Source organism: Neorhizobium tomejilense (genome assembly GCF_964254135.1).
In the GTDB taxonomy this organism is placed as follows: Bacteria; Pseudomonadota; Alphaproteobacteria; order Rhizobiales; family Rhizobiaceae; genus Neorhizobium; species Neorhizobium tomejilense.
Genome location: NZ_CAXUSO020000001.1, coordinates 275,470 through 297,636, shown reverse-complemented (window position 1 = coordinate 297,636; position 22,167 = coordinate 275,470). Strand labels below are relative to the sequence as shown.

Here is a 22,167-nt window from a genome sequence, read left to right as displayed (position 1 = left end):
CCATAGGGATACGACCATGAAGATACGCGCAGGGTTTCGCATAGGGTATGAATGCCAGCACGATACCGCGATGCTGCTGGTTCTCAATATCCATCCCTCGCGTCGGGCGGACCTTTTGAGCGATCAGGTACTGAGTTTCGACCGGCCGATCGAGGCCTGGAGCTATCTCGACAGCTTCGGAAACGCCTGCAGCAGGATCGTCGCGCCGGCGGGGCTGACGACGATCTCGACGGAATTCGAAATCTACGACGACGGCATGCCCGATCCCGTGCCGCAGAATGCCTTCCAGCACGAGATCAAGGACCTGCCGGACGACGTGCTGGTCTTCCTGCTCGGCAGCCGCTACTGCGACACCGACCGCCTGGCGGATTTCGCCTGGAAGACATTCTCCTCGACCCCCCTCGGCTGGCCGCGGGTGCAGGCGATCCTCGACTTTGCCCACAACCACATCACCTTCAACTATCAGAACGCCGATCCGCTTCGGACAGCTTTCGGAGGATTTACCGATCGCACCGGCGTCTGCCGCGATTTCGCGCATCTCGCCATCACGCTTTGTCGCTGCATGAACATCCCGGCGCGTTACTGCACCGGCTATCTCGGCGATATCGGCGTCCCGGTGGATGTCAATCCGATGGATTTCAGCGCCTGGTTCCAGGTCTATCTCGGAGGTCGCTGGAATACGGTCGACGCCCGCCATAACAAACCGCGCATCGGGCGCATCCTGATGGCGACGGGGCGGGATGCCACGGACGTGGCGCTTTCAACCGCCTTCGGCCCGGCAATCCTGTCTTCGTTCGAAGTGACGACCGAAGAAATACCGGCCTCCGCCTAGATCTCAAGCCGTCGGCCCATCGGCCCGCGAGACCTTGATGCGGGTACCGCTGATATTCGTTCGTCCGCCAGAAAAGCTACTCATGGTTGCGTATTTCGCGAATTTCAAAACAAAAAGTTGACACTTCAATCCCGATACGGTAGATAGAGGACATCGATACTTTGTTTGCCGATCTTTGTTTTTGCTGCGCTTTGCGCTTCTTGACGAACTTTCCCTCTCAAAAGTCGAAACACCCGCCGTGCGTCGCCCGGCGGTTTATTAATGTTGCTATGAAAGGGTTCGTTATGGCCACTGGCACAGTTAAATGGTTCAATGCCACCAAGGGCTTCGGCTTCATTCAGCCTGACGACGGCAGCGCCGACGTCTTCGTTCACATCTCTGCCGTCGAACGCGCTGGCATGAGCTCGATCGTTGAAGGCCAGAAGCTTGGCTTTGAACTCGAGCGTGACCGCAAGTCGGGCAAGATGTCCGCAGGCCAGCTCCAGGCTGCCTAAAACTTTAGCCTCCCATGACCACGGACGTACTGGCATGGCGGCAAAGATATGTGAAGGCCAGGCGTATGTCTGGCCTTTTTCCGTTGAGGCATCTGGCTGACGCGAATATCTGCATGGCCTCCCGTTAGGCGCGATATTGGTCTCGGACACAAGATTTCAAATCTGACAAGTTCAAATCTGACAAGGACGATACATTGAGACACCCGAACGACAACAGCTTTGCCGAGCGCCGCAAAACCGCAGCGGATGCTAAGCGCGAGCTTTTGGCAAAGTTTGCGACCGCCCCTAAGCCGACCGATCCTGCCGTGCAGGAACGCCGCGCCGAGCGCGAAGCCATTGCGGCCGCGAGGGAAGCTCGCCGCGCCGAGCGCGAGGCCCAGAAGGCTGCCGAGAACGAGCGCCAGCTCCAGGAAGCGGCCGCATTGGCCGCCGCTGCGGAAGCCGATGAAAAGGCCGAGGCCGAGGCCCGGCAAGCGGAAACCAACGACCGGGTTGCCCGGGTCATCGCCGATGAAGCCGCCCGCAAGGCGGAGCGCGATCGTCGTTACGCTGCACGCAAGGCCCGTCAGGGCTGATATTTGAGGCATGTGCCTGAAGACGTGCAGGCACATCCCGCTTCGGGCGCGCCGCATGCCGAGGCCAAAAAGGTGGATCGATATCCATGAACGCCACAGCCCATGCGATTGCGCCCGTTGCCGAAGACGATATCGGCGCCTGGCTCAAGATTCTTTCGAAATACCGGCAGCCCCGTTTCGGACGCAGCACCTTCGAACTGCTGGTCACGGTGCTGCCGTTTGCAGCCTTCTCGGCCGCAGCTTATGTTTCCGTATTCCTAGGCTACCCGATCGGGCTGATCCTCGTCCTTCCGGCCGCGGCCTTTCTTTTGCGGCTGTTCATGATCCAGCACGACTGCGGCCACGGCTCGTTCTTCGCGCGCCGGCGCCTCGACAACTGGACCGGACGAGTGCTCGGGGTGCTGACCCTGACGCCCTACGATTACTGGCGCCGGGCGCATGCCGCCCATCACGCCTCGGCCGGCAACCTCGACGAGCGCGGCATCGGAGATATCACCACGCTGACGATCGACGAATATCAGGCTCTGCCCTGGTCACGCCGGCTTGCCTACCGGCTTTATCGCCACCCGCTGGTGATGTTCGGCATCGGACCCGCCTGGCTCTTCCTCTTCAAGCAGCGCCTGCCGTTCGGAATGATGAAGTCTGGCTCGCTGCCCTGGATTTCGACGATGGCGACCAATCTTGCGGTCGCCATTCTGGCGGCACTGATGATTTGGGCGATCGGGATCGTGCCTTTCCTGCTGGTCCATCTGCCGATCGTGCTGATCGCAGGGGCCGCCGGCGTCTGGCTCTTCTACGTCCAGCATCAGTTCGAGGAAACCCATTGGTCGAAGACCGAGGAATGGCAGTTTCCGGAGGCCGCCCTTCACGGCGCGTCCCACTACGATCTGCCGTTGGCGCTGCGGTGGCTGACCGGCAATATCGGCATCCACCACGTCCATCACCTGTCGAGCCGGATCCCCTATTACCGGCTGCCCGAGGTGCTGCGCGATCATCCCGAGCTTGCCGGCATCGGCCGCATAACGCTTTGGCAGAGCATCCAATGCGTCAAGCTCGTGCTTTGGGACGAAAAGAGCAAAAGGCTCCTGTCGTTTCGCGACGCCGCCAAGGCGGGAAAGACTTCTTAACCCATGCAATCTGCCAGGCCGAAACCACCGCCTGCGCAGCGAATGCACAAAGACTACCTCCGTACCGATCAAGGACCGTACATTGAACACGACCGAGAACACCAAAACAGCCGCCACCCCGACGCCTGCGGCGCACGCGCTGACCGTCGAGCTGACGCCGACCCAGATCAGGGGCCTGAAGCTCGCCAAGGATGGTGACCTGTTTCCGCAGGAAGCCAAGAAATGGACCCATCTGAATGCGGTCGTCACCTATGCGCGGAACGACCGGTTCAAGGAACGGCCCCAGAAGATCAAGTTCCTGACCACCACGACCTTGAACGAACTGCGGGAATACGGCCTTCTGCGCACCCTCAACGAGGACGTTCCGGCAGAGGAATCCGCGCATGGCATCACCATGGCCGGCAAGATCTGGCTTCTAAAGAACAAGTAGCCGACAACGCTACGCCGCCCAACAGCAGGCAGCCGGATCTCATGAAATGCGGCTGCGCCGGATCTCTCAACTCTTGAGGAGCGGAGAGACCTCCCCTTGTATTTGTCCGCGTTCGACCCATATTGAGCGTAGGTAGCAGATTCAGAACCGGGCGCTGCGATCAAGGGCGTGAGCCCTGGCCCCAACGAGGAGGACGACATGTCTTCCATCAGGCGAATCCAACCTTCTTCCCAGACAGGCCCGCAATTACATCGGGCAGGCTATGGCAGCCTGTTCCGCATGGCCGTGCCGGGGATATCCATGGCATTCATTCTCTACATCCTGCTTCGCGATCTGTTCTGACACGGCAATACGCATCATCAGAAACCCCGGAATGCCGTTTCCAAAAGAAATGCCTTCCATCTCGAACTGAAACCATCATGACCCTTATATTTCCGAACAGAAGCCGCAGTTTCGACGAAGCGCGCAAGGTCGTTCGTTTCCTGGGCTATGACGGCATGTTCGAGGTCAGGTTTTTCGTGGAAGCCAAGGCACTCGCCCATAACACTGCGACAGGCATGTCCGAGGCCGATTACTTGAGGGCTTTCGATGCAGCCCGATCCAGTATCCAGGATGCGGCAATGAAGGCCTATCGTCCTAATCGGGGCACTACCTATACGCTGACAGCGGCCGACCTCGGCTGATCCGAGCACGCCTATTGCACCCTTAACCGCAAGCCCCGTCAGTGAACGGTGCCGCGGTCGGTGCCCAGATCATAGATCAAACCATCGTCCCAGGGGCCTGTCTCCCGAAGTATATCGAGGCTGTAACAAGCCTTCGATGCGGAAGACCAGAAATGGACCTTTTCGCACCCGTCCAGTTTTGCGCGCAGTTTGGCGAAATCGAAAAGACGTTTCGCGACACCCTGGCTATCGACGAGGCCAATGGATGCAAAAACCGGTATTTCGAGCTGGCGTCCGTAAATCGGATGCTCGCGGGCAAAGACGTGGCAAAGGCCGCGGACATATCCCTGCGCGTCGGTAACGGCCAGCCAATCGCGACGCAACGAGGCCGATGCGGTCAGCCGTTCCCACGTCTGCAGATCCAGGCCTGACATCACAAGCCGGACGACCGCGAAAGCGCGGTAGACATCTGCCGCGTCCAGGACACCCACGTCGTAATCTGTCTCCATATCCTCTCTCCGCCACAAGGCCCGTGAAGTCAGGTCGGGCCGGCTCCCCAAGACCTCAAGTTTTAGCGTCGTCACCGCCAGCGACATTGACGCGCGTCAACGGGCGCGGGGCGGAGCCCATCTGTCTTCGCTTGCGTCGGGTCAATGAAGACCATCGGGTTCCCAAGCCTGCAGGATCGCGGCGGAGATAGCCTCGGGCGCTTTCGATGCATCGAGCTTCCGCCAGGTTATATCGGTGGGTTTGCGGGCCAATTGGCCGGAAAGCACGTCCGTGGTGGCATCTGACGGGCCGCCCGCCCGCTCCCGAACCCGCTGCCAGAGCAGTTCCGGATCAGCCTCGAGCCAGATGCCCCGGAAGCCTGCCCCGGTCCTCGTGGCCACATCCTCGATGAGGCGCCGGTTGATGGGATCGTCGAAGACAGCATCGGCAACGACCGATCCGCCCTGGGCAAGGATCAGCTCCGCATGCCTTGCCATCTCGCGATAGACCCTTTCCGATACATCGGGTTGATAGGCGGAAACCGGAAGCCTCGTCTCGGCCGAAACACCATGCAGGGCTTTGCGGATTCGGTCGCTTTCGATGATCCTGGCGCCTGGAGGCGCACCTACCTTCGCTGCCAGATGATCCGCAATCGTCGTCTTGCCGGAACCGCTGAGGCCGCCGATCGCGATGAGGCGCGGTGGCACTTCCCTCAGGAGAGCATGGGCGAGATCGAAATAGGACCTTGCCTCCTGCGCCAGCCCGGCGACATCCTGCCCAGGCTCTTCTGCCTGCGTCGCCGTCACATGCGCGCGGACCGCCGCCCTGATCGCCATCAGGAACGGCAGGAGGCAGAACCCGTCCTCGTCGTCGGTTTCATCCAAGTACCGGTTCATCACCAGATTGGCGAGGTCGGGAAAACCGCGATGCCAGAGATCCATCAGCAGGAAGGCGAGGTCGTAAAGGACATCGACGGTGGCGATCCCGAGATTGAATTCGATGCAGTCGAACAGGCAAGGCTTGCCGTCCAGCAGGCAGATATTGCGCAAATGAAGATCACCGTGGCAACGACGGACCTTGCCCGCTAGCGCTCGCCGGTCGAGAAGTTCGCTGTGCTGCACGAGCCGGGACCGAAAGCTCTTGCTAACCTTGGCCAGTTCCGCCGGACCGAAGACACGGCTGGTGGCAAATCCGGCATCGTTGATATCGAGAACGGCTTCGATATTGGCCGCCCCGCCTCCCTTTGAGACAACCGGCGCCCGGCGGTGGTAAAATGCGATCATCCGAGCGGTCTGCGTCATCAGCTCCGGCGTCAGCCGGCCCGCAGCCGCCATTTGGTCGAAGAGCTGGCCCTGCTCGAACCGGCTCATCTCGACGACGGCATCAACGAGCGGTCCGTCGCCATCGAACTCCAAAGTGCCGGCGTCCGAGCGGGTGATCCGCCGCACGCCGATATAGAGACCGGGTGCGGTCTCGCTGTTCAGCGCGACCTCCTTGCGGCAGGCATCCTCGCGGATCGCGGCCGTGGAGAAATCGACATAGGGCAGTTTCAGCGCCTTCTTCAGCTTGTAGACCCGATCGCCGACGAGGAAAATCATGGAGATATGCGTCTCCATGCGCTCGACGGGGACCGCGAGCCCATAGGATGCCGGCTTGGCCAGAAAGACTGCCGTCGCGCTCTGATCGTCTGTCATCATCTGCTGCACCTTATATTGAACGGCACCGGTTCGACAGTTCGCTGATCGCTGCGTCGGCACATTGAGTTGCGTCAAGGAAAGCGACGCCGTTCCGGGCGACACAGATCGCAGGCGCCCCCTCATGCGCACCCTGCGAGAGGAACAGGTCTATCCCGTGGATATCATGCTCAGACATCACGGCCGTTGCGAGGCCATCATCCGCGAAGCGATTTCAATGCGGACGCTCATTTATTTCGCCCGTACCGACGCCGCAGGACTGGTCCTCGGCGCCGGGATTCCTATCATACTGACAAACCGTGCAGTCCCGGCCAAGGCGTCGGCCGCTCTTGCGAGGTCCACTGCCGCGAAACGACTTGAAGCAAGGATGCCTCCATGACGGACAACCTTCTCCTGACGTTCAACGCCGGCTCTTCGACGGTGAAGATCGGCATCTTCAAAGTGGACGGCGAAAGGCCGAAACGGATCGGCAAGGCAGTCGTCGATTTCGGAACCTATCCGCTGACGCTGCATCTGAAGGAAGGTCCGGAGCAGTTCGATCTGCCACTGGAGGGCGAGGCTGGCGACGATCTCGCCGAGTTGATGGACGAGGTGTTCCGGGAACTCGGCAAGCACTTCGACCTGAACGCCGTCACGTCCGCCGGCCATCGGATCGTCCATGGCGGCGACGTCTTCGACGGCCCGGTGGAACTGACGACCGAGACGATCACCAAGGTCCAGTCGTTGACCGAACTGGCGCCGCTTCACCAGCCGCAGGCGCTGCGGATGATCAGGGCAGTCAGGCGCCTGCGGCCGACGCTTTTCCAGACCGGCTCCTTCGACACCACCTTCCATACCACGCAGGCGGATCTCGTGCGGCGCTTCGCCATTCCCCGCGCCTATCACGACCAGGGCATCAAACGGTACGGTTTCCATGGGCTTTCCTACCGGTATGTGGCTGGCGCACTCGTCCGGGAGGCCCCGGACCTCGCGAGCGGCAAAGTCATCATCGCCCACCTCGGCAGCGGCGCCAGCCTCTGCGCCATCGAAAACGGGGAGAGCCGCGATTCCAGCATGGGATTTTCGACGCTCGACGGCATTCCGATGGCGACGAGGCCGGGCTGGCTCGATCCCGGCGTGCTCTTGCATTTCCTGGGTCCACTCGGAAAATCGATCGAGGAGGTGGAGGACATGCTCTACCACAAATCCGGTCTCCTCGGCGTCTCGGACCTCAGCGGCGATACCCGCGAACTGATCGGGGACGGCGGCAGCCAGGCCCAAGAGGCGATCGACCTCTTCGCGCTCCGGATCGCCGGCGAGGTCGGGAGACTTGCCTCGACGCTAGGTGGTCTCGATGCGCTGGTCTTCACCGCCGGCATAGGCGAGAACCAGCCGGAGGTAAGGAAGCGCATCGCCGACCGCCTGCGCTGGCTCGGCGTCGAACTGGATGTGGCGGCCAACGACAGCAACGCCCTGAAGATCAGCACGCCCGCAGCCGGGGTCGCAGTTTATGTCATCCCGACCGACGAGGAGCGGATGATCGCAGAGGAATGCCTCGCCACCCTCAATTCGCAGCCTTGATCCATGTCATGAGCCCGGGTGGAAGCCCGCGGTAGATGTGGTCGACCTATCGAAGGAGAATGAGATGCAACTCAAGACCATCGAGCCGGAAAACCATGAGGCGACGGCTGAGGAACTGGCGCTCATCGACCGCTACTGGCGGGCGGCGAACTATCTCTCCGTGGGGCAGATCTATCTGCTCGACAACCCACTCTTGAGGGGGCCGCTGAAGCCGGAGCATATCAAGCCGCGCTTGCTCGGCCACTGGGGTACGACGCCCGGGCTCAACTTCATTTATGCGCATCTCAACCGGATCATCCGCAACCGCGATCTCAGCATGATCTATGTCTGCGGTCCCGGCCACGGCGGGCCAGGCATGGTCGCCAGCACTTATCTCGAAGGCACCTATAGCGAGATCTATCCGGAGATCGGCGAGGATGCGGCCGGCATGCGGAAACTGTTTCGGCAGTTCTCGTTCCCAGGCGGCATTCCGAGCCACGCGGCACCGGAAACGCCCGGCTCCATCCATGAAGGCGGCGAACTCGGCTATGCGCTGGTGCACGCCTATGGTGCGGCCTTCGACAATCCGGACCTGGTGGTCGCCTGCGTCGTCGGCGACGGCGAGGCAGAGACCGGGCCGCTCGCCGCCAGCTGGCATTCGAACAAGTTCCTGAACCCCGCCCGAGACGGCGCCGTGCTGCCGATCCTGCATCTCAACGGCTACAAGATCGCCAATCCGACGCTGCTCGCGCGGGTGGACGACGAGGATCTCGACCATCTTTTCCGCGGTTATGGATATGAACCCTTCTTCGTCGAAGGCCACGAGCCGGAGAAGATGCACCGGCAGATGGCCGCCGTGCTGGACGAGGTTTTCGACCGTATCCGCGCAATCCAGACGGACGCCCGCGCCGGCAAGGCGCCTGAAGCCTGCCCGCGCTGGCCGATGATCGTGCTGCGCAGCCCGAAAGGCTGGACAGGGCCGAAGGAAGTCGACGGCAAGATGGTCGAAGGTTTCTGGCGTGCCCATCAGGTGCCGGTGTCCGGTTGCCGCGAGAACGACGCCCACCGCAAGATCCTCGAGGACTGGATGCGGAGCTACGATCCGGAAGACCTCTTCGACGGCAACGGTCGGCTGAAGGAGGAGTTGCGCGCGCTCTCGCCCGGGGGCGAACGCCGCATGGGTGCCAATCCGCATGCCAATGGCGGCCTGTTGCGCAAGGAACTCGTCGTGCCCGACATCCGCGACTATGCGGTGCCGGTGAAGGCGCCGGGCAGCGAAATGGTCCAGACGACGGAGATACTCGGCAGATACCTGCGCGACGTGCTGAAGTTCAACGACGTCAATTCCAACTTCCGCATCTTCGGCCCTGACGAAACGGAATCTAACCGGCTCGGCAAGGTCTTCGAGGTCACCGGCCGTGTCTGGATGGAACGGATCGAGCCCTACGACGTGCACCTGTCGCGCGACGGCCGGGTGATGGAGGTGCTTTCCGAGCATCTCTGCCAAGGCTGGCTGGAAGGTTATCTGCTCACCGGCCGCCACGGTTTCTTCTCATGCTACGAGGCGTTCATCCACATTGTCGACTCGATGTTCAACCAGCACGCCAAGTGGCTGAAAGTGTCGCGCGAGCTGGCGTGGCGGAAGCCCGTTTCCTCCCTCAACTACCTGCTCACCTCGCATGTCTGGCGGCAGGACCATAATGGCTTTTCCCATCAGGACCCCGGCTTCGTCGATCTCGTCGCCAACAAGAAGGCGGATATCGTGCGCATCTACCTGCCGCCGGATGCCAATACGCTGCTCTGGATCGGCGACCACTGCCTGAAGACCTGGGACCGCGTCAACGTCATCGTTGCCGGCAAGCAGCCCGAGCCGCAATGGCTGACAATGGACGAGGCGATCCGGCATTGCGAAGCCGGCATCGGCATCTGGGAGTGGGCAAGCAACGAGAGCGGCACGGTCGAACCCGACGTGGTGATGGCCTGCGCCGGCGACGTACCGACCCTGGAGACGCTTGCCGCCGTTTCCCTGCTCCGCGAGGCGATACCCGACTTGAGGATCCGCGTCGTCAATGTCGTCGACCTGCTCGCCCTGCAGTCGCAGGACCAGCATCCGCACGGCCTGCCGGACGCGGAATTCGACCGGCTGTTCACCACCGACCGGCCGGTGATCTTCGCCTATCACGGCTATCCCTACCTCATCCACCGGCTGACCTACAAACGCACCAACCACCAGAACATCCATGTGCGCGGCTTCATCGAGGAGGGCACGACGACGACACCCTTCGACATGACGGTGCTGAACGAACTCGACCGGTTCCACCTCGCCATCGAGGCGATCGAGCGCGTTCCCGGACTGAAGGAAAAGGCGGCCGGCGTGATCGACATGCTGAAGGGCAAGCTTGACGAACATACCCGTTATGTCCGCGAACATGGCGAGGACATGCCGGAAATCCAGAACTGGAAATGGCCGGCGCGCTGATGCCGTACCTATGAAGGTTCCCGGCCCCCCGGACTCGGGAACCTGGCTTCGACGGAGATCACGTTTCGGTGTTTCGCGTCGATGCGTGTAACCGATCACGCGCCTATTCCGTAATCATGCAGGAAGCAGATTATGGATCCGGGAGGTTCCGCCATGATGAACAGACGCATATTCCTGGCTGGCGGCGCGCTGACGCTCGCCGTAGTCCCCCTGGCCGTGGGCATCCGCCCGGCGCTTGCGACCGCCGGCACTTTCCCCGTCAGCCATACCGAAGGCGAGTGGCGCAAGCTGCTGACGCCGGAACAGTACAATATCCTGCGCGAGGAAGGCACCGAATATCCCGGCAGCAGCCCGCTCCTTAACGAGCACCGTAAAGGCACGTTCGCCTGCGTCGGCTGTGACCAAGCGCTTTTTTCGTCGGAAACGAAATTCGAAAGCGGCACCGGCTGGCCGAGCTTCTGGGCGCCGCTCGACAATGCCGTCGGCACGGTGCGCGACACGACGCTCGGCATGGTCCGCGTCGCCGTTCATTGCGCCCGTTGCGGCGGCCATCTCGGCCATGTCTTCGACGACGGACCTAAGCCCACCGGCCTGCGCTACTGCATGAACGGCGCAGCCTTGAAGTTCCGTCCGGTATCGGCCTGATCCGCCGCCTTATCCTTCATTCACTTCGGTTGAGGAGACCGCCATGAAAAACAGAGCGAAAACACCCTATACCCTCACCGCCTTTGCCGGCACGGCGCTGGTTCTGGCCGGCCTGACGTTTGGCGCGACCACCAACGCCACGGCCGAGGAGGGAATTGCCATCCCCGCCCCCGCGATCGACCAGGCGGCGAGCACGGCCGCGACCGAAACCGCCATCTTCGCCGGCGGCTGTTTCTGGGGCGTCCAGGGCGTGTTCCAGCATGTCGAAGGCGTCAAGAACGCCGTTTCCGGTTATGCCGGCGGCGCCAAGGAGACCGCCGTCTACGAGACGGTCGGTTACGGCAAGACCGGCCATGCGGAAGCGGTTCGCGTGACATTCGATCCGAAGAAGGTCAGCTACGGGCATCTGCTGCAGATCTATTTCTCTGTCGCCCATGACCCGACCCAGCTCAACCGCCAGGGGCCGGATACCGGCACCCAGTACCGTTCGACCGTCTTCCCGACCAACGAGGAACAGGCCCGCGTCGCCAAGGCCTATATCGGCCAGCTCGACAAGGCCAAGGTCTTCCACGCGCCGATTGCCACGACCATCGAGCCCGGCAAGGCCTTCTATCCGGCGGAAGCCTACCATCAGGACTTCCTGACCCAGAACCCGACCTATCCTTATATCGTCTATAACGACCTGCCGAAGATCGAGAACCTCAAGAAGCTGTTCCCGACCGATTACCGCGACAAGCCGGTCCTGGTCGCACAGGCCGGCATCGGCAACTGAGACTTAGGGGCACAATTCCGCTGTCGCCGCCCGTCCGGCGATAGCGGCGTCTCGAAGGCCTCAGCTTTCCTGCACGGCCTCGGTGCGCTTCGTCACACCGGGCACGCAGAGGCAGGCGACGATGATGAGGGCGGTGATCAGGAACATCGCGATGAAGGTCATGTGCAGCGCCTGCTGGAGCGCGGACCGGATGGGCGAATCGGCCGCAAGTCCGCCGCCGACGCCCTGCAGCAGATCGCGCAACTGATCGGACGTGATCGGCCCCGCGACGGAATTGGCAAGCCCGTAGGTCAGGACGGCGCCGAGAAGTGCTGCGCCGAGCGTGCTGCCGAGATTGCGGGAAAAGACGTTGGAGGCCGTCGCGCTGCCGCGTTCCGACCAGCCGACATTGTCCTGGATGATCACCAGGCCGGAGATATTGAGCAGACCCATGCCGAAGCCCATCAGGAGCGAGCCGGTGCCCGCCTGGACGGGCGAGCTTTCCGGCGTCAGCAGAACCAGAAGAAATGCTCCGACCGGAACGAAGACGCTGCCGGCGATCATCAGCGGCCGCAATCCGAAGCGCGGGAACATCCGCGAGGCGAACGTCCCGCCGCTCGGCCAGCCGACCAGCAGCATGGTCAGCGTGAAACCGGCCACCAGCGGAGATCGGTTGAGCACCGTCTGCACGTACATCGGCAGGAAAGTCGTCAGCCCCATGATCGCCATGCTGGAGAGGAAGACCGCCGTATTGGCAAAGGCGATCGGCCGCTTCAGCCAGAGTTCCAGGGAAACCATCGGGGCCGATGCGCGCCGTTCCTGCCAGATGAACAGCAGGAAGCTGACGAGGAAGATCGCCAACGAAACGAACAGGTAGCCGGAAGTTCCCTCGGTTTCGGTGAGTGCGATCATCAGCGCGGAAATGGCCACGGCGAAGAGGCCCGCTCCCAGAAAGTCGATCGATGCCGTCCGGGTCTGTTTTTCTTCGTGCAGGTACACGATGAAGCCGACCGCCGACATGATGCCGATCGGCACGTTGATCCAGAACACCCAGGCCCAGGGCAGGCTGTGGACGATGATGCTGCCGAGCAGTGGCCCGACGACGGCAGAAAGCGCCCAGACGCTGGCGAGATATCCCTGGACCTTGCCACGCTCCGCCCCGGGATACAGATCGCCGACGACGGTCATGATGACCGGCTGGATCGCGCCGGCACCGATGCCCTGCAACAGCCGGAAGGCGATCATCGACGGCATCGACCAGGCAAAACCTGCGAGAACGGAGGCGATCAGGAAGACCGCCGTGCCGAACAGGATGATCGGCTTGCGGCCATAGATATCGGAGAGCTTGCCGAACACCACGGTCATTGCCGTCTGCGCCAGCAGGAAGGAGGAGAACACCCAGCTATAGAGGTTCAACTGACCGAGTTGGGCGGCGATCTGCGGCATGGCCGTCGAAACGATGGTCGCCTCGATTGCGATCATCGCCATGCTTGCCATGACGGCCGCAATGACGAGCGCCCGGTTGGAGCTTGGATTGGTCATGGATTCACCTGGGAACGCCGCGCGGCGAACACGCTGGGGATGGATGTTCGGCGGTCAAACGGCCGTCGGCGGGGGATGTTTCTTAGTATTCCCCTGCGGGCCGGCGTCAAGGGCGAAATCTGGCATTTATCAAGGATGTAACGAGGCCGTGACCGCGGGCATGCGGTCAGACGGACTTGATTTCCGACCGGAGGGTTGGCCTCATCGCCTCGTCCCCGCCAGCCGCGACCTGATTGCGGCCGTTGTTCTTCGCCCGGTAAAGCGCATGGTCGGCGCGCTCGAACAGTTCCGCAGTCGTTAGCTTGGCGCCCGCTGCGGGATAGAAGGTCGCGGTACCGATGCTGATCGTCACATGACCCCAGGGAAGGTTCTTCTCATGCGGCAAATGAAGCCCGGCGACGCGCTGGCGGATGTTTTCAGCCGCCTTCAATGCACCGGCACCATTCGTATCCGGCAGGAGGACGGCGAATTCCTCGCCGCCATGACGGGCGGCGAGATTCTTCGACCGTCGGATCGAGCCGCGCACGACGTTTGCAACCGCACGCAGACAGTCGTCGCCGGCGGCGTGGCCATAGGTGTCGTTGAAGAATTTGAAGCGGTCCGCGTCGATCATCAGAATGGAGAGCGGCGTGCGCTGTTGTGCGGCCTGCAGCACCATGTCTTCGAAATGAATGTTGAACGAGCGGCGATTGGCGAGTTGGGTAAGCTCGTCGGTGTTGGCGAGCGCGTCCAGCTCTTCCTGGAGGTTCTTCTGGCGCGTGACATCGCGTGTGACGGCAACGATGCGGATATCATCGCCGCCGGTGCCGCCCGGCAGCCTGTTCAACGTAGTTTCGAGCCAGATCTGCTTGCCGTCGGCCCGCTTGCGGCGGACGATCATGTTTTCCCGGGGCGACCCTTCCCGCAGCCGGGTCATGACCTGGTTGACGGCGTCGTGGTCATCGTCATGCAGGTTCTCGAGGATATGTGTGCCAAGCATCGTTTCGGCGTCGACACCGAATATCTCCCGGACGGACGGCGACAGGTATTCCCTGATCCCATGGCCATTGAAGCGCTGGATCAGGTCGGCTGAACCTTCCGCAAGCAGGCGGAATTCCGCTTCGCGCGCCACCAGCAGCGCTTCGCTCGCTCGCCGCAATATTACCTGCCGCCGCCAGCGCCAAACCAGGAAGCCGGTGATCGCCACCAGGATAAGGCAGGCGACCCATCGTATCCGCGCGCCCCTCATCCAGGTCGCCAGCGCTTCGGACTGGGATACGGCAGCAAGCCCGACCAGGCCGCTGCGCTCGCTCTGATAAAAGCCGCCTATGCGTTGCAGGCCATCAATCGGGGAGACGTAGTGATAGGAGCCGGAATGCCGTTGGCGGAGATGGTCCGTGAACAGATCGTAGGACGAGATGCTCGATCCCAGCAGCGTCTGGAGGAATGGCGCACGCGCCAGCACGACGCCGTCGCGGCGAACCAACAGGAACGAACCCTCGCTGCCCAGGCTGAAGCCCTGAAAGAAGTTGGTCAACTCGGTGAGGATGAATGCCGCCAGCGCAACGCCGCCGAAACTTCCGTCCGGGTTGCTGATCCTCTGCGTGACCGGCAATATCCATTGACCGTTCAACTTGTTCTTCAACGGCCTGCCCAATACGGGTTCCCGCATGTCGGAGGCTTGGTGGAATACGAAATACTCCCTGTCCGAAAAATTCATGCCGCTGGCGTCGATCGAAGACGATGTCGCGACCATTCTGCCATCGGCATCGAAGACGGCGAGGGCGTCGAGCCAAGGGGTGGTATCGACCTGGCGTTTCATCACCTGGGTGATCTTAGCTGGCAGGTCCACCACGTCGCGTTCCTGCTCGATCCGGGTGACCAGGGCCGCCAGCGGAAACCTCGCCATGTCGACCGTATCGTCGGCATGTTGCACCAGCGCCTTGGCTGTCTGGGCCAGCCCCGCCTCGATGCCGGCGACCTGGGATCTCCAACTGGAATATTCTCCCCAGGCGATCAGCCCCACAAAGCCGAAAACGGCAAATGCGACAGCAACGAACGTCCTGGCCGGCAGGTATTTGATTGCACCAGACATCTCTCTCTCCCAAACCGACGCAATAAGGCGGCTCAGGAGTCGCGATCCGCCAGCCAGGGACGTTAGGGAAAAGTTGTTTACGTTCGCCTAAGCCAACATACCCGCATTTTAATCATGCATTTACGGGGCAGAGCCGCGAATAGACATCCTGCGGCGTCGTCGCACGACGTATGGCTGCAGCAGTCTCCTCATCGCGCACGCACCGCGCGATACAGGCGAGAACATTCAGGTGGTCCGGGCGGCCTTCCGGCGTGAGGAGCAGGAACACGAGATCGACCGGCTCGTCGTCCACCGCGTCGAAATCGATCGGATCTGCAAGCCGGGCGAACAGGCAGAAATGCCGGTCGATGCCGCTGATGCCCGCATGCGGGATTGCAATTCCGGCGCCGATGCCGGTCGATCCCAGATTTTCCCGATTGGTCAGCACCCGGGCGAGATCGCCCGCATCCAGCGCCAGCCGCTCGGCGGCGAGCCTGGAAAGCTGCTTGATCAGGATCGCCTTGGACGGCGGTGCCAGATCGAGCACGATGTTCTCCGGCGGGAGGTAGTCACGCAGTTTCATGGGTCATGTCCATTGATCGGGTCTTGGCCTATTGGCCTTCCTGCAGCCGATAACCGACGCCGGTCTCGGTCAGGATGTATTGCGGCTGGTCCGGCGCCTTTTCGATCTTCTGGCGAAGCTGGCGCACGTAGACCCGAAGGTACTGCACGTCGGTCAGACCGTCCCAGACATGTTCGAGAAGGAAACGATGGGTGAGGACCTTGCCGGCATGCTGCACCAGGATACGCAGGATATCGTATTCCTTGGGCGACAGCTTGACCTCCTTGTCCGCCACCTTGACGATGCGCTTGACGAGGTCGACCGAAAGCTCGCCGGTCTGGAAGATCGGTTTTTCGCCCTGGGTCTGGAGCCGGTGGCGAAGCGCCACGCGGATGCGGGCGACGAGTTCGTTCATGCCGAAGGGCTTGGTCACATAGTCGTCGGCGCCGAGTTCGAGCGCCTTGACGATGCCAGCCTCGTCGGTGCGGCTCGACAGGATGACGATCGGCAGATCCAGCCCCTCACCGCGCCATCTGGCGAGCAGATCGTGGCCGGCCATATCCGGCAGGCCGAGATCGAGGATGATCAGGTCCGGCTTCTCGGATTTGACGAGATCGATCGCGACCCTGGCATTCATCGCCTCGCTGACGGAATAGTCCTGGGTGGAGAGGCCGACGCGCAAGAGCTTGCGGATCGGGGGCTCGTCATCGACGATCAGGACGCGCACGGCAGTATTGGTCATTCCTGTTCTCCCAGAATGGGCATTTCGGCCGGCACCGGCATACGGATCGTAAAGATCGCACCGGCACGATCCGACCGGTTGGCAGCCCTGATCGTGCCGCCCATTGCCTCGATGAAGCCGCGGCATATGGAAAGGCCAAGCCCGGTGCCGGCCCGCACATGGTCACCTTTCCGAACGCGGTAGAAACTGTCGAAGATGCGCTCCAGATCGTCGCGCGGAATGCCCGGCCCTTCATCCATCACCGAGATAAGAATTGAATCGCCATCCTGCCAGCCGCGGATGTCGATGACGGTCTCGTCGGGAGCGTACTTGGCGGCATTGTCGATGAGGTTGAACAGGACCTGTTCGAACAGGACCGGATCGACCTTGAGCATCGGCAAATCCGCCGGAATGTTGACGCTGAGCCTGTGCCCGGAGGCGATCTTCGCCGCCCGGCTGAGGGCCGTGCCGACGATATCGCCGGCGAAATGGAAGGCATAGTTCGGCTCCATGGCGCCGGAGCCGATGCGGGTCATGTCGAGCAGGTTGGAAATGAAGCGGTTGAGCCGTTCGGATTCGTCAACCACGCTGGTCAGAAGCTCGGCGCGCGCCTCTTCCGGAATGTTGGCACCAAAGTCCTTGAGCGTGCCGGCGGAGCCCATGATCGCGGCAAGCGGGGTCTTCAGGTCGTGCGAGATGGATGTGAGCAGCGCGGTGCGCAGGCGGTCGGTCTCGGCGGCGAGCTTGGCCTTGTCGACATCCGATACGAGCTGGATGCGCTCGATCGCCAACGCCGCCTGATCGGCCAGCGCATCGAACAGCCGCTGCTGTTCGGGGGTCAGCAGCGGTCCCTGCTTGTCGTTGTCGAGGCCGATGACGCCGACCGCTTCGCGACCGGTGCGCATCGGCAGGTAGAGGCGTTTCGCGCCTGGCAGCGTATCGGCGGCGCGGCCGGCCGGACGATTGTGCTCCCAGGCCCATTTGGCGGCGGCGATATCGGCATCCACCAGCGTGTCGTCCGGCGGGTAGCCGGCCTTGACGGCGATCGAGCCGTTTTCCGGCAGCAGGATGACGACCCGGACTTTCAGCATCGAGGCTATCTGGAAGGCGGTCGCCCAGAGTACATCGTCCAGCGTGCCGGTGCCGGCGAGCTTTTTCGAGAAGAGGTAGAGGTCTTCGGTGGTGCGGGCCCGCTGGCGGGCCGCCGCCGCCTGGCGCTGGACGGCCGCCGTCAGGTTGGAAGCGACGACCGCGACGCCAAGATAAAAGAGCAGCGCCACCAGGCTTTCCGGATCCCGGACCGTAAACGTGTAGCGCGGCTCGAGAAAAAAGAAATTGAAGGAGAGCGCGCCAGCCACGGAGGCGAACAGGCCAGGTCCCAGCCCGCCTCGCACCGCTGCCGCCAGCACCGCCATCAGGAAAACGAGGGCAAGGTTGCGGACGTCGAGCGTCTGGTCGAGCGCGGCACCGGCGATGATCGCGAGAGCCACGAAGATCGTACTCTTGACGTAAGGCTTGAAGCGGAAGGCCTTGGGCAGCTGCGCCGCCTTCAGGCCGCGTTTCGGTTCGCCTTCCTTGGTGTCGCCGGAGATGACATGGACGCTGATATCGCCCGCGTAGCGGATCAGGTCATAGGTGACAGAGCCCTGCAATATCTGTCGCCAGCGCGGCCTGGCCGGGCGTCCGACGACGATATGGGTGAAGTTGTTGGCGTTGGCATAAGCGATGATCTCGCGCGACGGCTGCAGCGCCGGCAGCGTCACGGTCTCGCCGCCGAGCTGTTCGGCCAGCCGCATGTTGGCCGCCAGCCGGTCCTTGTCCTGTTCGGGCAGATTGACCGACTGCGGCGTTTCGAGATGCAGCGCCGCCCATGGCGCCCGCAGGCGATCGGCCTGGCGGCGCGCGTACCGCACCAGGCTCGCGCCGTTCCTGCCGTGGTCGAGGCAGACCAGCACGCGATCGCCGGCGGCCCAGGGGCCGGAAATGGCATGCGCCTGCATAAGGTTCAAAAGCTGCTCGTCAACCCGCTGGGCGGTGCGGCGCAGCGCCAGTTCGCGCAGTGCCGTCAGATTGCCGGGGGAAAAGTAGTTCTCGATGGCACGCCGTGCCGTCTGCGGCACATAGACCTTGCCGTCGTTCAGCCGCTTGATGAGATCGTCCGGCGTGATGTCGATGATCTCGACGTCGTCGGCCCGGTCGATGATGCTGTCCGGCACCGTCTCGCGTACCCGGACACGGGTGATCTGTGCCACCACGTCGTTCAGGCTCTCGACATGTTGGATGTTGAGCGTCGAATAGACATCGATACCTTGGCCGAGGATTTCCTGCACATCCATGTAGCGCTTCGGATGGCGGCTGCCGGCGGCGTTGGTATGGGCGAGTTCGTCGACCAGGACCAGGGCGGGGCGGCGCGCGAGAATGGCGTCCAGGTCCATTTCATCGAGCTGCTGGCCGCGATAGTCGATCGCCTTGCGCGGCACGATCTCGAAGCCCTCGACCAGCGCCTCGGTTTCCTGGCGGCCGTGGGTTTCGACCACGCCGATCACCACGTCGAGACCATCGACTTTCCGGGCGCGGCCGGACATCAGCATCTCGTAGGTCTTGCCGACGCCGGGCGCCGCCCCCAGAAAAATCTTCAGCCGCCCGCGCGCCTCACGCTCGGCATGCTCCAGAAGCGCATCCGGCGAAGGTCTGTTTTCACTCTCTCGACTGTCGTCGGGCATGCTTGGTCTTTCGTGTCAGTGGGTGGCGCCACCCCTCACCCGGCCTCCGCTGCGCTCGGCCACCCTCTCCCCGAGGGGAGAGGAGGAACGGCGACGCCGCGGCATAACTTTCTTCTCCCCAGCGGGGAGAAGGTGGCCCGAAGGGCCGGATGAGGGGGCGACGCAGCTCGCTACTTCACCGAGTCATAGGAGCATCAAGCGCCATATTCAACGCAAGCACGTTGACCACAGGTTCGCCGAGGAACCCGAGTTCGCGGCTTTCGACATGCTGGTCCACAAGCGAGCGAACCGCTGCCTCGTCCATTTGCCGTGCCTTGGCGACGCGCGGCACCTGAAAGTATGCGGCTTCCGGCGAGACATGCGGGTCGAGGCCGCTGCCGGATGCGGTGACGAGGTCGATCGGCACGTCCGCGTTCGGGTTGGTGGCCTTCGCGGCTTCATAGTCCGTCTTCACCCGGTCGATCAGCTTGGCGCTGGTCGGGCCGAGGTTGGAACCGGAAGACGAGGCAGCATTGTAGCCGTCGCCGGCGGCCGAGGGGCGACCGTGGAAATACTGGTCGGCGGTGAATGCCTGGCCGATCAGGGCCGAACCGACAACAGTTCCGTCCTTCTCGATCAGGCTGCCATTTGCCTGGACCGGAAAGATGGCCTGGGCAATGCCAGTCATGGCGAAGGGGTAGATCAGGCCGGTAATGGCCGTGGTGGCAACGATCATGACGATCGCTGGGCGAAGTTGCTTGAACATTGTCATTTCTCCTTAAGCGAGACCGATCGCGGTGATGATCATGTCGATCGCCTTGATGCCGATGAAGGGAACGAGGATGCCGCCGAGACCATAGACGAGCAGATTGCGGGAAAGCAGCGCGCCGGCGCCGATGGCGCGGTATTTGACGCCCTTCAGCGACAGCGGGATCAGCGCGATGATGATCAGCGCGTTGAAGATGATCGCCGACAGGATGGCGCTTTGCGGCGTGGCGAGCCCCATGATGTTCAGCACGCCGAGTTGCGGATAGAAGGTCAGGAACATCGCCGGAATGATGGCAAAATACTTGGCGATGTCGTTGGCGATCGAGAAGGTCGTCAGCGCGCCGCGGGTCATCAGCAGCTGCTTGCCGATCTCGACGATCTCGATGAGCTTGGTCGGATCGCTGTCGAGATCGACCATGTTGCCTGCCTCGCGAGCGGCGACCGTGCCGGTGTTCATGGCGACGCCGACATCGGCCTGGGCAAGCGCCGGGGCGTCGTTGGTGCCGTCGCCGCACATGGCGACGAGCTTGCCCTTGGCCTGCTCCTCGCGGATCAGCGTCAGCTTGTTTTCCGGGGTCGCCTGGGCGAGGAAATCGTCGACGCCGGCTTCGGCGGCAATCGCCGCCGCGGTCATCGGGTTGTCGCCGGTGATCATCACGGTGCGGATGCCCATGCGGCGCAGTTCCGCAAAACGCTCGCGGATGCCGCCCTTGACGATGTCCTTCAGCTGCACGACGCCAAGCAGCTTGCCGTCACGGGCAACGGCAAGCGGCGTGCCGCCGGCCTTGGCGATTTCGTCGGCGATCGCCTGCAGCTCGCGCACTGTGTCGGAATTGGCCTGGGTGGCGATTGCCGCGTTGCCGGAGACCGGCATCGTCCCCGAGCCAACATAGGCGAGCACCGCATCGACCGCGCCCTTGCGGATCTGGGAGCCTTCGAGATCGACGCCGCTCATGCGGGTCTGGGCGGTGAAGGGGACGAAGGTCGCCTTGAGGCTCGCCATGTCGCGGCCGCGGATCGCGTATTTCTCCTTGGCAAGCACGACGATGGAGCGGCCTTCCGGCGTTTCATCGGCGAGCGAAGCGAGCTGGGCGGCATCGGCGAGATCCTGTTCGGAGACGCCGCGGACCGGGCGGAACGAGGTCGCCTGGCGGTTGCCGAGCGTGATCGTCCCGGTCTTGTCGAGCAACAGCGTATCGACGTCGCCGGCGGCCTCCACGGCGCGACCTGACATCGCGAGCACATTGAAGCGGACGAGGCGGTCCATGCCCGCAATGCCGATCGCCGACAGCAGCGCGCCGATCGTGGTCGGGATCAGCGTCACGAACAGCGCGACGAGAACGATGATCGGGATCGAGCCGCCGGCATAGATCGCAAAGCTCGGGATCGTCGCCGTGGCAAGCACGAAGATCAGCGTCATGCCGGCGAGAAGGATGTTGAGGGCGATCTCGTTCGGCGTCTTCTGGCGCTCGGCACCCTCGACAAGCGAGATCATCCGGTCGAGGAAGGTCGAGCCGGCAGCGGCCGTGATACGGACGCGGATCCAGTCGGAAAGAACTTGCGTCCCACCTGTCACGGCCGAGCGGTCGCCGCCGGATTCACGGATGACGGGCGCGGATTCACCGGTGATCGCCGCTTCGTTCACAGAGGCGACACCCTCGATGACTTCGCCATCGGAGGGAATGATGTCGCCCGGCTCGACGAGCACGACGTCGCCGACCTTGAGGCTCGTACCGGCGACCATCTTGTACTGGGTGCGACCACTGCCCGAGAGCAGCTTGGCCTGGGTTTCGGTGCGGGCCTTGCGCAGCGAATCCGCCTGCGCCTTGCCGCGGCCTTCGGCGACCGCTTCGGCGAAGTTGGCAAACAGCACGGTGAACCAGAGCCAGAGATTGATCTGGAAGGAGAAGCCGAGATTGCCGTTACCGGCCGCGAGGTCGCGGAGGAAGAGGACGGTCGTCAGGACCGAGACCGTGGCCACGACGAACATGACCGGATTGCGGGCAAGGGTCCGCGGGTTGAGCTTCTTGAAAGCATCGCCTGCGGCCGGAATGAGGATGCGAGTATCCATGATGCTCGCGGATTTTGCCTGGCTCATAAGA

General features: G+C 62.6%; 20 protein-coding genes. 11 read left to right on the top strand and 9 right to left on the bottom strand.

Annotated features, from left to right (window positions below; genetic code table 11):
• The first annotated feature begins 16 nt into the window (after positions 1 to 16).
• From ACSQ3G_RS01445 to ACSQ3G_RS01415, 7 genes are all read left to right on the top strand, one after another.
• The gene (locus ACSQ3G_RS01445) at positions 17 to 832 is read left to right on the top strand and encodes a transglutaminase-like domain-containing protein (RefSeq protein WP_105402129.1); all 816 of its coding nucleotides are present in this window, start codon (positions 17 to 19) and stop codon (positions 830 to 832) included.
• A gap of 284 nt (positions 833 to 1,116) precedes the next feature.
• A complete protein-coding gene (locus ACSQ3G_RS01440) occupies positions 1,117 to 1,326 on the top strand; it encodes a cold-shock protein (protein ID WP_037085395.1) in 210 nt (69 codons plus the stop codon).
• Between the two features lie 194 nt (positions 1,327 to 1,520).
• Positions 1,521 to 1,901: a DUF6481 family protein gene (locus tag ACSQ3G_RS01435; RefSeq protein WP_105402130.1), complete on the top strand. Its 381-nt coding sequence runs from the start codon at positions 1,521 to 1,523 to the stop codon at positions 1,899 to 1,901.
• Positions 1,902 to 1,987: 86 nt separating this feature from the next.
• Complete coding sequence (locus ACSQ3G_RS01430) at positions 1,988 to 3,028, top strand: fatty acid desaturase (RefSeq protein WP_436108779.1); 1,041 nt, start codon at positions 1,988 to 1,990, stop codon at positions 3,026 to 3,028.
• A gap of 139 nt (positions 3,029 to 3,167) precedes the next feature.
• A complete protein-coding gene (locus ACSQ3G_RS01425; RefSeq protein ID WP_105402205.1) occupies positions 3,168 to 3,458 on the top strand; it encodes a hypothetical protein in 291 nt (96 codons plus the stop codon).
• 198 nt (positions 3,459 to 3,656) lie between these two features.
• The gene (locus tag ACSQ3G_RS01420) at positions 3,657 to 3,800 is read left to right on the top strand and encodes a hypothetical protein (protein ID WP_172723969.1); all 144 of its coding nucleotides are present in this window, start codon (positions 3,657 to 3,659) and stop codon (positions 3,798 to 3,800) included.
• Between the two features lie 77 nt (positions 3,801 to 3,877).
• Positions 3,878 to 4,141, top strand: a complete 264-nt coding sequence (locus ACSQ3G_RS01415) for a DUF1488 family protein (protein ID WP_046630864.1) — start codon at positions 3,878 to 3,880, stop codon at positions 4,139 to 4,141.
• Positions 4,142 to 4,179: 38 nt separating this feature from the next.
• Here ACSQ3G_RS01415 and ACSQ3G_RS01410 read toward each other — a convergent pair whose 3' ends face one another.
• Positions 4,180 to 4,716 (bottom strand): hypothetical protein, encoded by a 537-nt coding sequence (locus ACSQ3G_RS01410; RefSeq protein WP_436108778.1) that lies wholly within the window; start codon positions 4,714 to 4,716, stop codon positions 4,180 to 4,182.
• 54 nt (positions 4,717 to 4,770) lie between these two features.
• Entirely contained in the window at positions 4,771 to 6,306 is a 1,536-nt protein-coding gene (locus ACSQ3G_RS01405) for a bifunctional aminoglycoside phosphotransferase/ATP-binding protein (protein ID WP_436108777.1), read from the bottom strand.
• 372 nt (positions 6,307 to 6,678) lie between these two features.
• Between ACSQ3G_RS01405 and ACSQ3G_RS01400 the strand changes: the two genes are divergently transcribed.
• The 4 genes from ACSQ3G_RS01400 to msrA all read left to right on the top strand — a co-directional run bounded on the left by ACSQ3G_RS01400 (position 6,679) and on the right by msrA (position 11,738).
• On the top strand, positions 6,679 to 7,863 hold the full coding sequence (locus ACSQ3G_RS01400) for an acetate/propionate family kinase (RefSeq protein WP_436108776.1): 1,185 nt from the start codon (positions 6,679 to 6,681) through the stop codon (positions 7,861 to 7,863).
• 64 nt (positions 7,864 to 7,927) lie between these two features.
• A complete protein-coding gene (locus ACSQ3G_RS01395; protein ID WP_436108775.1) occupies positions 7,928 to 10,321 on the top strand; it encodes a phosphoketolase family protein in 2,394 nt (797 codons plus the stop codon).
• Between the two features lie 153 nt (positions 10,322 to 10,474).
• A complete protein-coding gene (gene msrB, locus ACSQ3G_RS01390) occupies positions 10,475 to 10,966 on the top strand; it encodes a peptide-methionine (R)-S-oxide reductase MsrB (protein WP_436108774.1) in 492 nt (163 codons plus the stop codon).
• A gap of 43 nt (positions 10,967 to 11,009) precedes the next feature.
• Complete coding sequence (gene msrA, locus ACSQ3G_RS01385) at positions 11,010 to 11,738, top strand: peptide-methionine (S)-S-oxide reductase MsrA (RefSeq protein WP_436108773.1); 729 nt, start codon at positions 11,010 to 11,012, stop codon at positions 11,736 to 11,738.
• A gap of 60 nt (positions 11,739 to 11,798) precedes the next feature.
• Here the strand turns inward: msrA and ACSQ3G_RS01380 are convergent, their stop codons facing one another.
• The 7 genes from ACSQ3G_RS01380 to kdpB all read right to left on the bottom strand — a co-directional run bounded on the left by ACSQ3G_RS01380 (position 11,799) and on the right by kdpB (position 22,163).
• Positions 11,799 to 13,259: an MDR family MFS transporter gene (locus tag ACSQ3G_RS01380; RefSeq protein WP_436108772.1), complete on the bottom strand. Its 1,461-nt coding sequence runs from the start codon at positions 13,257 to 13,259 to the stop codon at positions 11,799 to 11,801.
• 166 nt (positions 13,260 to 13,425) lie between these two features.
• The gene (locus ACSQ3G_RS01375; RefSeq protein ID WP_436108771.1) at positions 13,426 to 15,333 is read right to left on the bottom strand and encodes a diguanylate cyclase; all 1,908 of its coding nucleotides are present in this window, start codon (positions 15,331 to 15,333) and stop codon (positions 13,426 to 13,428) included.
• A gap of 112 nt (positions 15,334 to 15,445) precedes the next feature.
• Positions 15,446 to 15,895, bottom strand: a complete 450-nt coding sequence (locus ACSQ3G_RS01370; protein WP_105418493.1) for a PTS sugar transporter subunit IIA — start codon at positions 15,893 to 15,895, stop codon at positions 15,446 to 15,448.
• Between the two features lie 28 nt (positions 15,896 to 15,923).
• Positions 15,924 to 16,616, bottom strand: coding sequence for a response regulator transcription factor (locus tag ACSQ3G_RS01365; RefSeq protein WP_436108770.1), 693 nt, complete (start codon positions 16,614 to 16,616; stop codon positions 15,924 to 15,926).
• Positions 16,613 to 19,318, bottom strand: a complete 2,706-nt coding sequence (locus ACSQ3G_RS01360; protein ID WP_436108769.1) for a DUF4118 domain-containing protein — start codon at positions 19,316 to 19,318, stop codon at positions 16,613 to 16,615. The genes ACSQ3G_RS01365 and ACSQ3G_RS01360 overlap by 4 nt, the downstream gene beginning before the upstream one ends.
• A gap of 175 nt (positions 19,319 to 19,493) precedes the next feature.
• Positions 19,494 to 20,063, bottom strand: a complete 570-nt coding sequence (kdpC, locus tag ACSQ3G_RS01355) for a potassium-transporting ATPase subunit KdpC (protein ID WP_436108768.1) — start codon at positions 20,061 to 20,063, stop codon at positions 19,494 to 19,496.
• Positions 20,064 to 20,075: 12 nt separating this feature from the next.
• Positions 20,076 to 22,163 carry a potassium-transporting ATPase subunit KdpB gene (gene kdpB / locus ACSQ3G_RS01350; protein ID WP_436108767.1) on the bottom strand — a complete coding sequence of 696 codons (2,088 nt, stop codon included), beginning with the start codon at positions 22,161 to 22,163 and terminating at the stop codon, positions 20,076 to 20,078.
• Between the last annotated feature and the right edge of the window lie 4 nt (positions 22,164 to 22,167).